General features: G+C 50.3%; 3 protein-coding genes. All 3 read right to left on the reverse strand.

The genetic code is table 11. The features are described 5' to 3' along the window. Nucleotides 1–206 precede the first annotated feature (206 nt). Nucleotides 207–5,183 carry an RHS repeat protein gene (locus JJB07_RS12015; RefSeq protein ID WP_201635310.1) on the reverse strand — a complete coding sequence of 1,659 codons (4,977 nt, stop codon included), beginning with the start codon at nucleotides 5,181–5,183 and terminating at the stop codon, nucleotides 207–209. Nucleotides 5,184–5,216: 33 nt separating this feature from the next. After that, nucleotides 5,217–9,341 (reverse strand): S8 family peptidase, encoded by a 4,125-nt coding sequence (locus JJB07_RS12020; protein ID WP_201635312.1) that lies wholly within the window; start codon nucleotides 9,339–9,341, stop codon nucleotides 5,217–5,219. Nucleotides 9,342–9,535: 194 nt separating this feature from the next. Then, the gene (locus JJB07_RS12025) at nucleotides 9,536–16,867 is read right to left on the reverse strand and encodes an immunoglobulin-like domain-containing protein (RefSeq protein ID WP_201635314.1); all 7,332 of its coding nucleotides are present in this window, start codon (nucleotides 16,865–16,867) and stop codon (nucleotides 9,536–9,538) included. Between the last annotated feature and the right edge of the window lie 198 nt (nucleotides 16,868–17,065).

Consider the following 17,065-nt stretch of genomic DNA (forward strand, 5'->3'; position numbering starts at 1 on the left):
ATCGGAGCTTTTTTGTAACTCGCAATGTTCACAACCGTCAGAACACACAAGACCATCGAGAGAATCAAGAAATTACTGTTCTCCATCGTCCAGTAATTCAATAGATAGCAACCCAAAGCTGTTACAAAAATCAAGACCCAACGAAGTTTTACGATTTGATTCATCGTTCTTTGAATCACCTTGTTACTCTCCATTCATTCTGCATATTACCACATATCATCCGGAGAAGTTAAACCGAGCCCTCTAAGCATCGCAGAATAAACGATGTTGATGTTTTCCGGGTCACAGTAATGCGTGTGTACGCCCAGGAATCCTTCTCCATTTTGCAAAGTAATAATTTCATTAGTGATTCCCAATTGGAAGAGATGAGGCACTGGGTCCTTGTACCCAGCTTCCCCGTCAGAACCCGGCTCTATGCCCATTATATTATAAGTATTCGTATTTTTGGCATTCGATGAGTTTGCCCCACCGATTGTCGCTATTCCTGTCACATAGTGCTTCCCTTGACTTACGAGTTGGTCTGTAGCGACTACCGCGACCTCTGCTCCCCCGCTATGAGCAATGATATAGAGAGGGACATTAGGAAATTGCTGATGAATATATTCGATTTGTGTTGCAACATAATCAGCTTTTCCAGAATCAATATTGGCTTTCATCTTGGCGACCGCTGCGATTCCATCACCGATGTCTCCCTCAAAAACATTGAAGTTAAAGACAGCAGCCTTGTATTGGTCCGCGAATTTCGCTCCAAGAGGGTCTAACGTGTTTACACCACCGGTATTGATGCCTTCCAACTGGATGATGATTTGGGAAGGTTGGCCATTGCGCAAATCTTTGTCGGTATGTCCTGCATCACTGGAGTAGGTACTACCTTCACCTACGCAACCACCATAGTGCGCCCACAGATGGTCTTTGGACTCACACCAATGGCCAGAAGAATCGGATGCTACGAGCGGATTGTTCAGCGCATATACATAGCGATTCAGTGTTTGAGGATTTGTTAAAGCACCATGTTCCGAGTCCTCCGAAATAAAGCGACCTTGAGCAGGATCGTACCATCGCGCACGCAAGAACTGAAGCCCTGCCGTATTGTCCCAGAACTCAGACGAATACTGAAGTGGGTTCTTCACATCACCAGTCGACTGCGTCGGCAATCCCCATGCATCGTAGCTGTAATGATTCAGTAAATTCCCGCTCGAATCACGCAAATCAACGACATTTCCTTGCAAATCGGTCGAATAATAAGATTTGCTCGTTGTACTGACATCAATACGAGTGAGAAGACCTGCTCCGCGTACATAACGCGCTGTGAAAACAACCGTCCCGCTCACGACATTGGCTTCAGCAACCAAGTTTTGATTGTCGTAATAATAACGTGTCGTTTTTCCCAATTCAGTTCTCTCGTAAAGCATATCATTCCCATTGTATTTATAGGAAACTAACACACTGCCTGAACCATCCAATACTTTTGCGAGTCGACCCCATACATCATATTGGTAAGATCGATTCTGTACATTTGCTCCCAAATCTCGATCAGATGCGAGAGTCATGCGGTTCCCACGATTGTCGTACTGGTATGATTCATTATAGTCACTCGTACCTGAAAGTCGGTTTACCTTATCAAAAGAATAAGTTTTTGCGACACCGTTTTGACCGGTACTCGTTACATTTCCGATCATATCGTATCCGTAGCTGAAGGCATTAACATTTGCCGCACCGTTGTTTTGATTGATCGTATCAACGCGGCCCATCGTGTTGTAGTTGTATTGGGTGACCATGTTGTTGCCTTGTGTAATCGTGTTCGGTTTGCCACCAGGAGTGTACGTATACGAAGCTTCCGGTTGATTAGTAGGACTGTCCAGAGTGACAGAGGTTAACTGATTGAGGTTGTTGTACGTATAGTACGTATCCTTACCCGTCGGGTCTGTCATCTTGCTACGGGAGCCGTTGTCATTGTACGAATAGGAGAACGACTTTCCGTCTGGAAGTGTAACCAACGTTAGAGAGCCGTCTTTTTGGTATTTATACGACGTGGGACCTGTAGAATCTGTCATTTTTGTTTTATGTCCCAACAAGTCATATTCATAAGAGATCGTATCCGTAACGCCCGAAGCTCCCGGGAGCGTTGCAGTCTTCATTGTCAACAAGTTCATGGTGTCATACGTGAATAAAAGTGTATTCCCGTTCCGATCAACTTTTTTGGCCAAGTTGCCGTTGGAATCGTACGTGTATTGCTCGACTTTGCCAACAGCGTCCGTGAAAGTCAAAAGCTTTCCGGATTCATCGTACGTGCTGCTCTCTTTTGTGGTGTCGGGGTTTGTAACGGATGTTACGTTGCCATTCATATCGTACGAATACTGCGTTTTTCCACCATTCGCATCTTGAACGGATAAGAGATGGTTGAGTGCATCATACGTGTAGTTGGTCACTTGACTATTCGGGTTCGTTTTGGTCAAAACATTCCCGGCGAAATCATAGGTATCTTTTTCAAGAAGCTTTTGATCCCCTGTCATCGTGCTTGCAACGCGACCCATGACGTCATACGTGGTTTTTGTGGTGTTACCGTCAGGGTTTACAGTAAGTTCAGTACGGGCTACATCATCGTATGTTGTAGTGGTTTTATATCCCTCGAAATCAGAAGTCTTTCCTATCGTCGATAACGTCTTTCGCCCGACTGCATCGTACGCGTATTCCACCGCATTGCCGAGGGAATCCTCAACTCTCGTGTTTCTACCGTACGCATCGTAGTAGTATTTTTGTTGAACCTTACCATCGAGCACGGCTTGGATCTTGTTGCCCAATGCATCGAACTTGTTACTCGATACCAACAGTACGCTCTTGGTTCCTTCGTCAGTTTCTGTCTTGGTGATCGTGTTATTCACGTCATCATAAGCCAAGCTGGTGCTACTTCCATTCGGGAGCAATGTTTTGGTAACCCGCCCCAACGCATCGTAGATGAAAGTTGTAACATTATTTTTTCCATCTGTAATGGTGAGAGGCTGCCCAAGCAAGTCATCGTAGTTGTACTTCACAGTATTGGTTATCGCACCGCTTGAGTTTAATTGATTCTTCGTTGCCATGAACAAGCTTTGACTGTCATAGGTGTATGAAGTAGAGTTTATCTTCCCTGCATTGGAAACATCTTGCTTCACGACATTCCCAAACGAATCATACGTGTATGAAGTCTTTCTGAGAGATTGTGTCGTGGAAGTTGTGCTTCCGGTATCCGTTCCGTCAAAGACCTCCGTACTGTAGATCAACGGAGAGACAGTTCCAGAGGGTGAAGTGTGGTTGAAAGTGACAAGTTTAAAGCGTGACCCGGCCGTATTAGGAGTCCCAGAGAGGTAGGTCTTCGTTTCAGTTGGCCAGTGTTTTGTACTGTCAAACTTATTCAACGTGTTGGCACCTTCTGAGTCGATGCTAGTCAACACGTTCCCCCAGTTATCGTACGTACTGGTAACAGTGGAAGAAACGCTATTTGTGGGATTCGTATTGTCCGTAACCGTCTTTACAACACTGTCTGGTACCGGGAGTTTTCTCGAATCCGTGTATTTGTTCTCAGTGGTTGTCGTGTAATTCCCTTGCTTAACTGCCTGCGTCGTCAACTTATTGAAAGGGAGATTATATTTCGGCTCCGTGTCGACAGCAAAAGTTAAGTCCGTTTTATTGCCAAGATCGTCCGTGATTGTACGGGTATAAATCTTATCCGCTGTACGCACATGGTACATATCTCCATCGTAGGTAAATTGGTAGTGATTGTATTTCGTCGTGGCATCATTCGGGACAGAAGTATAAACGTCTGTAACCTTATACGCATCATTGGTTCCTTGCGTCGAGACATGAGCGATTGCGGTTTCATACGTATACGACGTTCTAGCCATTGTCGGATAGTCAATATTAGACAACATGACGTACGGGTCTTCACTCATGATTGTAAGATCCGAACTCTTTGCGGTCCAAGCATGATTCAGCGAGTAGTAATACTTTGTAGAGCGTCCGGCCGGATCCACTACTTCTTTCAGCGTGTAATACGTGACCGTCTTTGTCGTCGTATCTGTCGACTTCGACAAAATGTCGTACGTGTTCTTGTCAAAGTTGTACTTCACCGTCTGCCTGCTCTGGCTGCTCGTGTTGCTGGTCGTCAACGTATACTGAAGGTCCGAGTAGGTGACATCAAGCGTGTTTCCTGCGGATGTCTTAACTTTCGTCAGCATGCTGGAAGTTGCACCACGCAAGGTTACCGAAGACCATGTGAAGTTGATCGTGTTCCCGATCATATCTTTCATCAGCAACAATTGACCCGAGCTATTGAAGAAATACTTGACATTGTCCCTGGTCGATTGATAGCAATACCCATACACATTTCCTATTTCTGTGTAATACCCGGGTTGGACTGTGATATCCGACCATGCATAGCCTTTTGGTTTGTATGTCGAAGAGTCGATGGCATAGCTTGCACCATTGCCCAGATGAAGTGTGGTGTACCCGTTTTGGTTTTCAATCGAGGGGACACTCCACATCCAGCCCGTCCCTACTTTAAAAAGTTTATCCTCATAATTCTGGGTTCCTGCCACACTCGAATCAAAGTCCGGTTTGTACAACTGTGCTGAGTTGCTGTCATAAGAACGTGTCAGCACGAAGTTAAGACCGTTTCTTCCCGCCAATGTTATATCACCGTTGCTGAGGATTGAACTCCCTGTCGGAGGAGAAACAGTCCCCTTTCCATCCGAGACTACATAAGGGGCTTGGTCAAACCTGGCCGTAATGTCTGGAGAAGTGGATGTAGTTCCAGTTGCATATGCGGTAGAAGCTCGTGTTTTGGCAGCTGCGAGGTCTTGCGAACTGACCACAGTGGAAGTGATCGATTGCGGTTGGGTCGTAGTAGCAACCGCCCCACTGGTGACAGTGGGGTGGCTCTCCTTGAGAATGTCAAGCAAAGGAGCGCTGTGCTTCTTGGAAATCTCTGCAGCCTTGCGAACATCTACGATCGAAAATCCTTGGTAGAGTGCTTCTTGGACGGCGTCAGCCGGGATCCCAAACTCCTTGCTCACCTGATCTTTCGGCGAGAGCGCCGTTTGCATGGCAATGTCTTGTGATTGAGCAGCACCTGCGACCGGGGAGTATACGGTCGACACGATCAAAGCCGCGGTAACAACCGATGCCAGTTTCTTATTTCGTTTCATTCGTTCACCCTCTTAATCTAATTAGAATCTTGGTTAGAGTTGAGTTTTTACCTGCTTCAACAGCGAACCGTTGAGGTCGTAGGTATAGTCAATCCGATAATGGTTCAAACCGCGTAGGACTTCATACTTCATCAAACGATTTGCATAATCATAGCTGTAAGTCATGGTAGACTCTGTGATTTCAAATTGATATGGATCAAGCGTTCGCGCTCCATTCACATCCTTGATTTGAATGTAGTAGATGGAGCCAGCGGTTACAGGAACTTCGATTTCATGCTGGATGCCTATACCCGCGTTCCCAACGGAAACAACTCTTCCCGCCTGGTCGTAGATTTGAACCGACAACTGGTTGTATTTAGGAGTAAACACAGACAGATGGTAACGGGACGTTTTCGTTGCCGTGAACTTGAAGGTATCCACATCGGAAGCTGAACCCAAGATCGTACTATACGGGATCGTCTCTTGAATGGCGTACGCAGTCGAAATTGAAGAGTTCGGTTCATAGCTTTCTATTAAGTCTTTAACGGTCAAGGTATATCTGACATTGATCGAGGTGTCGCTGAAGACACGAACGAACAGTTTGCTTTGGCTCGGATCTTTGGTGGTAAAAGTCCGTTTATAAGTGCTTGATAGGGTTTGCACCGGGCTATAGACCGTCCCATCTGCTTTTAGTACCTCCATTTGGATGTCAGATCCATCAGGAATGTCCAAAGTAATGGCTTGGTCATTCGTGGAGGAGATGGGGAACGAGTAGTAGTCTTCGTCTCCCGGGTACGAAAGGTAGGAAACTTCTTGTGTTCCCGGAGTTACGGTCTTCGCATTGGACGTTGTATTATCCGGTTCATGGACATCCGGGATCAAACTACTGAATTGGAGCAAGTAGGAACCTGTAGTAGGAGATGCACCCGTCGATTTTGTAATGACAAAGTAGAGTTTCTTGGATGCAGTAACTTGCATGTACCTGTCATTTCCAATTGTCTTCAGGATCGGGGTATCCTCTACCACGTTGGTGGTCGTGTTCCTTGAGTAGGACTTCAGATCGAACCCTGCCGATAGCGTTACTTTTACTACTCCTGATGCTGTAGGGGTTGCTTGGAAATAATCAACATCTCCCGTGTAAGAGATCATAGAGCTGTAGACGCTATTATTCGCATACGCAGTGTAGGCTGTAGCTTCCGTATCATTAGGCTCATAGGTGTCGGTTGTATTGTCCACAGTCAGTCTGTAATAGTCACTGCTCGAGCTTTTACCCGAGTTGGACACAACTTTCACCCAATACGTTTTCGGCGTTCCTTTGGCGATATAGAAGTGTCTCACCCCTGTAGAGCCCGCCGGGGATTTATAGACGAGTGTAGATGCATTGCTGTTGTTGTAGACTTCAATTCCGTAGTCCAGGCTGTCCAAACTATCCAAGGTTACGAGTATGTTGGAAGTGGAACTGGAGGTAAATGAATACCAGTCAATATCACCATCGTAGGAAAGCAGAGAAGTTTCAGGACTTCCCAACGAAATCGTCTTGGACACCCCGTAGTTGTTGTCGGGTTCGTGCGAGTCGGGAATGACGTTTCCGACGGTAAGTGCGTAGTCTCCAATCGCGTGGGTCGTCGAGTTCACTTTGAGGTAGTAGACCGTGTTACTAATAACCGGCACTTTGATATCAAGACCTGTAGACTTCGGATTGTTCGGGTCGTTGGTCAACAGTTTGACCTGTCCGTTGGCATCTTTGGTATACACGGACAAGCTGTCAGCGCTTCCAGACAACTGAAGCGATTGCAGGCCGGTCGAGGTAGGCACGAATGTATACGTATCTACGTCCGTTGAATACGACAGGGCGGAATTGGTCGTTGCATTGTTGCCAATGCGAACCGCAGTGGTGTCGCTGTCGTTCGGTTCGTAGTTCTCGTTTGCGTTACTAAGTGACAACGTGTATAGAGAAGTACCGTATGAGTAAGTTGGTGAGAAGATGTTGACGTAATAGGTCTGACTGTTCGGGTCTTTAGGAAAATACAGATATTTCTCGCCATCTGCTCCTACTTGGATGGGCAAGTACGTGCAAGTGCCGCCGGAACATTTATATACGTGCATATCGTAGTCCGTATTCGCCGGAGCCTTGAACAGTAGAGATTGCCCACCGGTTGAACTGGCTTTCAATGTATAGGAGTCACTGTCCCCCGGATATCCAAGGTAGGAAGTTTCCGGAGACCCTACTTTCAGCGGATAGGCTTGCAGCATAGTATCATCCGGTTCATGGACATCTGGAATGACGTCGCTGATCTGAATTGTATACGTATCACTTAATTGCGAGACATGCATATAGTACTTCGTGTTTGCTTGTACTTGCGCGAAGATTAACGGCTGCCGATCTTCAGGCAATTCGCCAATGCCATTGTCAGCTACCGATATTTTCACTCCGTTTGTTACGGAATAGATTTCGACAGAAGGGCCCGGCAAAGGCAGGTCGAAGGTAATGAACCCACTTTGAGTCGGCGTGAAAGTGTAGTAGTCTTCATCTGGCAACCCAGTCGTGGAGACCGCTTGGCCTGTGATAGTCGAATGGGGTGTGATCGTGGCTGCAGCCGATTCCGTGTCATTGGGCTCGTAAGCTTCGGACGCATTTACACCAAGCGAGTAATACCAATCTACATCCCAAGGCGTGTATGTTCCGCGTAAGGTTAGATAATATTTGGAATTTGGCAGAAGATTGACGCTACCTCCATTATAGGATTCGTCGGTGAACACGATTTGATTGTTCACATCGTGAATCTCATAATGGAAATAGGCGTCAGGATTGTTTCCAAAAAAACCAACCGTAATGCGCGTGTTCACGTCGTCTGTGGTGAAGGAAAAATACTGATCCTCCCACCAAATCGGGTTTAGATTCCCTTGGATATCCTGACCGTTCGTAAGGGGAATCGCAGTGGATGGGCTATTGTTAACGGCGGAGGAAACAGTCACAGTCGGGTCTATTTTATGACCCAACGGATCGGTGCCGGGATCCTTCGGATTCGGATGCTGATCGTTCCCCGTATCTTGTGGTACAGACTGCGTCAACACAGCTTCGGCGTTCACCAAGCCTTTGCCGAATTGAGTTACTTCGCCCAGCGGCGTGGCTGTGTCCTCCAATTGGCGGCGAACTTGTTTCGCAGTGAGCGTAGGAGTTTTTGACTTGAGCAGTGCAGCGACCCCTGCAACTTGCGGTGTGGCCATCGAGGTGCCGCTTTTGGTTTGGTAGGCATCACCCAGCCACAAACTTTGAACATTTACCCCAGGTGCTACGAGGTCGAGTTCTTGACCTGTGTTGGAAAAAGCAGCATGTTGGTTGTTCTCATCGACTGCGCCGACCGCCAACACTTCGTCATACTTGGCCGGATACGAAACGGTGGCTCTCCCATCGTTACCAGCCGCTGCGACGAGCACGATGTTCTGATCTGCCGCTTCCTGTATGGCTTGATGCAAGGCTTTCGAATCCTCCGACCCCGATAGGCTCATGGAGATCACATCCATGTGATTGTCGATCGCCCATTCGATACCTTGAATCAATTGACTGTACGTTCCTTCTCCCTGCGCGTTCATGACTTTGACCGCATACAAATCTGCTTTCGGCGCGACACCGATCAGCCCTTGATCATTTTGCAAAGCGGCAAGGATGCCCGAAACGTGTGTTCCGTGACCGTTCAAATCCTGAACGGTGTCTTCCTCAGGTACGAAGCTCGTCCCTCCAGCCACTTTCAAGTCTTTCGAAGTGGAGTCAACGCCAGTATCGAGGACCGCTACTTTTACCCCTTCCCCATACACGTTCAATTTCTGGGCCTGAGGTATGTGGATTTGTTCCAGACTCGGGGTCATGGTGTCAGCGTCTGTGTGAATCGCTTGGTCCGGCTCGACGAGGACAACGTTAGCGTCAGACCGAAGTGCCGCGACATCCTCACTGTTTAGATCTTGTACGGAGACAAAGGAATTGTGCGTAAAGCTCTTGCCAATTTTCTTATGACGGTCTTCCAATCCCTGCTTGCCTTTTTTCACATCCTTGAATTGCACCAGATAGTTTCCACCTTGGATGCTCTTATCCGGCTCTTTCGCATGTGACACGGTGGCTGTTGCGGGCGAAAGTAAACCAAACACGAGCGCCCCAACAACGACACAGCTTGTCTTTTTCAAAAGTTTCCCTCCTAACGTAAAAATACCCTATTTCAAGTCTAATCTTAATCGCACTTACCACAAATGTAAAGTGCACAAAATAACATTTATCCAATGATACTAACTACTCGATATGAAAATATTTCAACCCTATAAATTCAAAAAGCTGACTCCCCTTGTGAAGGGGAGTCAGCTTTTTAGTTTACTAGCAGTTCCTACGGCTTCGTGGAAGTCGAGTTATGCGGATTCGGAGTACTTGCGGTGAAATCGTTCTTGTTGTTGTCTGTGTCTTGGAAGAAGCCTGCCACAAATTTACGAATGGCAGCCGTGATGTTGCTCAGTGTGGAAACCGATGCATTGCTGTTGCCCGATACTGCAGTATTCCCTTCCGCGTCGTTCGTCGTGCCGTAGCCGACAAAGTCAATAACAGTAGGAGCCGTGTGGATCGAGATCCCAGTTTGGTTGGAAACCAAAGCCACTTTGCCACTTGTCGCTGCCAAGGTCAAGGTATCCAGAGGTGGAGTCGGCGGGTTCAACGGGGTCGTGTCCAAGTCTGCCGCGATCGGCAGGTCGGAACCCGTGTTGGCCTGAGAGCCGGCAAGCTTTACGAGATAGTATCCACCAGCAGGAACGACGCCACCATTCAACTTCAACACGTTAAACGCGCTTGTGCCTGTGCCAGATCCATACTGTAACGAGTAACCAGCCAGCGACAGATCTTCGTTCGAAGGGTTAAACAGTTCGATGAAGTCGTATTTGTAGCTCGGGGTACCGGAAGTAGCCCCACCACCGCCATAGACTTGCGAGATCATCAAATGATTATCTACAGCTGTCAAAACCGTTGCGCTGGTCGAGTTCAAAGACACACCGTTTGCATTCAGGCTAACGAAGTAGTAGTACGTCGTACCTGCTGTCGCGTTGGTATCTTCGTACCTGCCCACGCCCGCATTGACCGTACCGATTTTGGTCGCCAAACCTGCGTCATTCGTTGTAGCGCGCAAGATGTCGTAGGTAGCACCCTGTGCATCCGGCGAGTCCGTCCAAGTCACGATGTTTTTCACACCGCCGACAAGTGCTTTCGAGGTATCAGAAGATGCTGCAGCGACATTACTCGGTGCAATGTACTCCGGAGCTGTCGTGGAATCATCCGAGGTGGTAACTTGCACACCGGTCGACGGCGTGTCTCCCGAGTCATTTCGAGCGACTACAAAGTAGGTGTATGCAGTACCCGGTTCAGCCGTTGCGTCGGTGTAGAGTTGTGCACCGGACTGAACAAGCCCAACGCTTGTTGCATCCTCAAAGTTAGCGGTTGTGCTACGGTAGATTGCGTATGCTACACCGTATTTGGAGTCGTTCCAACGGATGGTGTTCACGACGCCGCCGACTGCCGAAATTGCGTTATCCGCCGTGGTAACAGTGACGTTCGTGACCGCCACCGGAAGCGGGATCGCATCGGTGTTGACGGTGTAGACTTTCGTGGTGGTACCATCTGCCGCGGTAACCACGATCTTGTTCCCCGTTGCCAGCGTGCCCGAGGTGATTTCGGTGATGCCGTCAGCTTGGTAGTACTTCACAGATGCGGTTGCCAGCGGTTTTACAACTGCATTGACAGTTTCAAGGCTGACCCCGTACGGGAAGCCGCTGACAGTGCCGCTCGTGGTGTCTACTTGGTAGACATCGGAGAACAGCGTGGTGTCGTTCGTCTCGTAGTCGAACTTCGTGAAGCCCGCCGTCGTTGCGTCCGCAACATTCCAGAAGTACACGCGGTTTTCAGCCGGGATGGTGAACCAGAGGTTCGGATCTACGTATTTCTTCGTGTAGTAATCGCCAACCGGCTTGGAGAGAGGAGTGTTGTTATCCAGACGAGCGCGGAAGACGAACGGTTGCTCCAACAGCGGATCAGCCGGGTTCCAGATGCCCAATTTCTCTTGCTTCGCCAGTTTCAGTGCGTCGGCGTAGGTTTCGAAACCGTCGAGGTTCGGGTAAATCTGATAGGTGGCCGCCATGCCGTCACGAACTTGACGGAGGTTCATGTCTTCACCGTTTTTGTAGACGTGTGCGAGCAGTCGGCCGTACTTGTCCTTCGGTTCCGATCCGAAGTGGAGTTCAACCGGGGTGTTCGGCGGCAAGAGTTGATCCAGTGCGTTGTGCGCTGCATCACCGTGCGGGCCCTGGGACATGTTGTTGTACACGGTCTCCGGGGTGTCAATGGACAGGAAGCGGACGTTGGTCGCGCCATAGACAGCCGTTGCCAATTTCACTGTGTCTCCGTCGACACCACGCAGAACGGTCGCCTGCTTGATGACACCGTTGGTGCTCGGCGCCGGAGCTTGGGTTGCTTGCTCAACGACGTCGCCTGCTTTGCGCGGCATCAATTGGTAGTCAGCGTTGTACTGGTTCAAGATCCCGGTCAGATCATACCATTTGCCCACTTGCAGAGAGTTGATCGCGCCGGTGTTGGCGTAGACGCGGACGATCAGCGAATTGAAATCAGCATCCACCAGCGTCAGGTTGTAACCGCCCGCGGTGTCCGGGGTATCCGTTTTGTCTGCGAGGTAGCCCGACACTTTGATCAACTTGCTCTCCGACAGTTCAGCGGTTGCCGGCGTCGTGAGATCAGCGATCGTCTTCACTTCCGGTGTCGGCAGGGTGCGACCCTTGCCGATCAAGGTGATGCCGTTTGCGTCCGGAGTAAACTCTGTCAAATTCGCATACGAAGTGATGGTGCCCGTCATGAGCAACTCGTCACCTTCTTGGAAATCGAAGCCGACCGGAGCCGTGCTCTTGTACAGGTTGATTCCGCCCGAACTGTCTTGGATATACGTGGAAAGCTTGGCACTCGAATTGAAGGACGAGTTGTTGGCGGTCACGATCCCTTGGATGGTGACTTTTTGCGTTTTGTCCGTCACTTGGCGGGCATTGGCAATCGCCATCGTCTGGATCGCCGGGTCTTGGAAGTTGATGGCAAACGCGCTCGAAATGACGTTCGCTTGTGCTCCAATGACTTTCGCTTGCGGGATCGTCGCGGTCACGTAAGCGTTGTTGGCCGACGAATGGTTCGTTGCTTTGCCGGACAGGTTGATCGTCAGTTGGGTATCGCTGTCACGGGTGACGCTGTAGTCCAAACCTGCGGGCAGATTGTTCAGGGTGACATCAGACTTGGTGATGTTCGCATCGAACGTGCCGTTTGCGAGCGTCAGAACTTCCGTACCCGTCACGGTGCCGTCGTTCGAAGCAGCTTCGTTAAAAACAGAAGTCGCTGCGGTGAGCGTCGGAACACCCGGAGTCGGAGCCGGTTCTGCTACGTACGGTACCGGGAAACGGACGCCTTCGGTGTAATCCGCTTGGACTTTGTGGAACAGATCCCACGCAGTGATCGAGACGTAGACCGTACCACCGTTCGGTGCGAGGTTGTTCATCGGGATGGTGACTGACGTTTGTCCAGACGCCACTGTTGCCGAACCGAGCAAATTGCCTGCCGATGCTTGCGAGTAGACTTTGATAGTGTCGCCCGGCGTCAGGTTTGTGACGGTGACACTGTCAGAAATACCGGTGTTGTTTGTCACAATCATCTGATTGGAAATCTTGATGCGACCGAGTTCCGGTGCAGTGACGGTGCTGTTCGGGAACGACTTCACATAGTCCATCAGAGCCGGAAGATCTTCCGGTCCAGTTTCCGATGCGATTGTTGCCGCCGGGATCGGAGCGTATTTGTTGGTGCCAGTCGCCATGAAGTTGTTCACGACGATCGTGTATTCCTTGTTCGGGTCGATCGGCGTACCGTCCATCGTGGTGATGCTGTCCACTTTTTGCGTGGAGTAGTTGTAGGTGTATTTCATGCCCGCGATGCTGTAGTCCGAGCCGAATGCAACGGATAACTGCGCTTCGAGGATCTTGGTAATGTCGGCACCTTTGACGGTGACTTTTGTGAGTACATTGTTAAACGGTTGGATGTTGAACAGGTCTTCCCAAAGTATCGGACCTGCTTTCAAGTTCGTACGGATGCCGCCGCCGTTCATCATGGCGAAGTCTGCGTTCATTTTGACGCGCATGCCGTCCGCGATCAAGTTGCCGAGCGGGTTGTCACCCGTGCCGGTGTAGCCTCCAAGCATCTCAGTAGTCGAGGTGCCAACGACCGACTTGATGGTCGGGCCAGCTTTCACGGTGTATTTGTCAATGATCGCAGTAACTGCCGGGTCCGGTGCGACTTTGGACTGGTCGTTGATGACGACTTCGGCGTTTTTGGAAACGATGTCGTGGGTGGTGGTGTCGATCTCCACGTCAACGTCTGCAAACGCTTTGCCGTACTCGTAAGCTTGAACGAGCAGTTTGTTGCCGACGGTTCCCTTCGCAATCTCGTGGTTGTGTGCAGCGAAGACCACGTCGACATCCGGGTCAATCGCACCCGCCAAGTTCGCAGCCGGGCCGGTTACAGCGGTGCCATTCTGAGTCAGGTCCATGTGAGCCAGAACGACGATGGAGTGAACGCCTTGCGCATGGAGTTCAGCCACTGCTTTGTTTACAGCGGTCGTTTCGTCGGTGAAGCGGATGTCTTGGATCATCGACTGCATGATCATCGAAGCGGCACCGCGGGTGACGACGCCGATGAAGCCGATCTTCTCGCCTGCAACTTCTTTGATTTCATACGATTTGAAGACCGGAGTGCCGTCGGTGTATTCGACGTTCGCCGCGATCAGCGGGAAGTTCGCGCCTTTGTAATCCGGGTTGGACGGGCGTGTCGAAGAAGCGCTCAGGAGTCGCTTCAGTTCTGTCGTACCACGGTCGAACTCATGGTTCCCTACCGTACCGAGGGAGAAGTTCATTTCATTGAGCGCTTCAATTGTCGGCTCATCGTTCTCAAGGGCCGAAACCGGAGAGGAACCGCCCGTTGCGTCACCGGTGTGAACGACGAGGGTGTTCGGGTTTTGAGCTTCGCGTTGTTTCAGGTAGGTCGAGAGGTAGTCGAGACGACCTGCTGCGTTTACCGTATCTGCAACTCCGTCAAAGTTCAGGTCTTTGCCGGTCAGTTTGTACGTTTGGTCGAGTTTGCCGTGCAAATCGTTGAGTGCTAAGAATTGGACTTTGATGATCTTGTACCCGACAGTGACGTCGAACGTCTTGGTGTCCGTTACGTTGCCCTTGCGGATGGTTGCCGTCAGGGTTGCTTTGTTGGCAGCCGGTTCACGCTCCGGACGAGTGACAACACCTGCCGTCGTGACCAGATTGCTGTCACTGGTCGTCCACTCGATGGTGGTGCCTTGCGTCCCTACGGTCGGGAGGCTCAGATCCCCTTTTACATTGCTCAACGATTCATTGCCGTTCAGCAGGTTGCTTTCTTGCAAAGCGTCTTTCGCCGCTTGGACGTCTTGGATCGATGGGTCTGCTTGCTTCAAGACGGTTACGGTGAATTTCTTCTCGAGGCTCTGATCACCTTTGGAGATCGTGGCGGTCAGAACGACGGAAGCATCACCCGCGGAGAACTCCGGACGGGTTACGGTACCGTCTGCAGAGACCACACTCGGAACATCGGAAGACCACTGGATGGTGGTTCCATCTGCTCCGGTCGTCGGGAGGGTCAAGTTGTCCGTGATTTGATCCTTCGCGGTGTTGGTGCCCAGAAGTGTAGCATCCGTCAACGCGGTTTGTGCAACGGAGACCGCTTCTGTGTCGGTTTCGTTTTGTTTCGTTACCGTGATGTCAAACGACTTGACAGCTTGAGCGGTTCCTTTGCTGATCGTCGCCGTCAGGGTGACTTTTACATCTCCGGTGAGATAAGCCGGACGGGTGACAACCCCGGTGTTGCTCATGACTGCAGAATTGCTCGATGCCCAATCGATTTTCGATTCTTTGGCACCTTTGTCCGGCAGAGTCAGGTTGCTCGTAACTTGGGAGAGCGAAACGTTTGAACCAAGCAGGCTCGTTTCGGTGAGTGCTGCTTTGTCGTACGCAACGCGTTCCTCATTGGTGGTGACATGCGTGCCGCCGTTGCCGTTTCCATTGGAGTTCTGGTTCTGCGATTGACCATTGACGTTGCTGACTTGACTTCCGTGGTTGTCATAGTCCTTGACGACGTCCTTCGCGGTTTTGCCATCCGGCAACACGAGGTTGTCGATTTTGACATGCTCACCAAGCGACAGTGTGCCGTTCGCTACTTCTACTTTGTCGATCTTGCCGCTCGTCGACAGAGTGAGCACGCCGGAGCCTGCTGCCGTGACGTTGGAGATGTTTGCGGTACCGGTGATCGTGGTGTCCTTGGAACCTTTGACTTCCACCGTGCCGACGTTGCCGCCCAGGTCAACTTGTTGAGCGCCCTCTTGCACGGTCAGTTTCGGGATCGTAACACTTGCGTCCGATTGGATCGACGCATTGGCGTTCACGGTCACTTCCTCCACTTGGGTCTGACCCTTCGGCTCAACGCGAACGTCTTGCTTGTTCACATCGACTGCCTTCAATTTGGCGTCTTCAAACACAACGGTGTTGTTGTCGCCACCGTTGACAAGGGTCTTGCCAGAAACTTGCAAATTCTTGCTATAGAAGTCGTTCTTCAACTCTGCTCCGACTTCCAAGTCGCCCGCTACGTTGAGGTTGTTCAGGGAGATGTAGTCCCCCGCCACTTTCACGTTGCCGTCGATCGTGGTGTTTTGGCCATCAAGCACGAGGTTGCCACTGAACTCACCTGCACCGGTTGTTGCAGCTGTGCCGGAGTTGGTCAGTTCGAGGTAGGTGACGCTCGAAATCGTGCCACCCGCTGCTTGGAAACGCAGTTTCGCGCCTTTGAGAACGTCTGCGTTTTTCGCGTTCAACAGACCTTTCAAGTTGGAAGCCACCGCATAGTGAGTTCCGTTGATCGTCACTTCATCATCGGTGACAGCCGCAAGCACTTGCGGTTTGTTGACGTTGTTGACGAAGTTGACCGCCACCATCGCCACTTCTTGGCGCTGTGCGTGATTGCCCGGGTTGAAGTTGGTGCCGTCGCCCTGCATCAGGCCTGCGTCAATCGCCGCTTGCACGTGGTCTTTCGCCCACTCGCTGACAGCGTTTTTGTCCGCAACCGAGAGGTTGGAGCCTTTGCCTTGGACGTCGAGTTTCGCCGCGCGCGCCAGAACGATGGCAAGTTCTTCGCGGGTGATCATGTCGTCCGGACGGAACGTATCGTTGCCGTCGCCGGTCATGAAGCCGGCATTTTTTACCGCTTCAATGTATGAGACACCCCATTGTGCCGAGGTGACGTCTTTATAAGAAGAAACAGACTCGGGATCTCGCTTCAAGTTCATCAGGTTGGTCAAGATGACAGCCAGCTCTTGGCGGGTGATCGTGTCCAACGGGCGGAAGTTACCCGACGGGTCGCCGCTCATCAACCCAAGCGTTTTCGCTTGCAAGATGGCGTCTTGTGCCCAAGAATCGGCTAATGCCAGGTCCAGATACCCATTGACAGACACAGAACTTGCAGTAGTCGTACCCGTTGCTGCAAAGGTGGACGAGACCGGACTGAGCGCGGTCGTCAGCACCAACGCCGACACGAGAAGTTTTTTCGTGCTGTTCTTCACTGAATTTCCCCCGTTTTCGTAGAAATGTAAAGTTTCCCTATCCCCTATTACAAACTTTAGTAAAAACTGATGTGTGTTGGAGCCCTATTTTTTCATAACACAGATTCTATATTATCACAAAAATAGTCTAGTATTGTAATCATTTTGTCAATTTTGTCGATTCCACACGAAAAAGCCCGATTCTCGTGTCCGAGAATC

The sequence above is a fragment of the Tumebacillus amylolyticus genome, from assembly GCF_016722965.1.
Classification (GTDB): Bacteria; Bacillota; Bacilli; order Tumebacillales; family Tumebacillaceae; genus Tumebacillus; species Tumebacillus amylolyticus.

What these genes read in the sequence shown, in the direction of transcription:
- JJB07_RS12015 (WP_201635310.1), bottom strand. Translation starts at nt 5,183, where the DNA reads ATGAAACGAAATAAGAAACTGGCATCGGTTGTTACCGCGGCTTTGATC.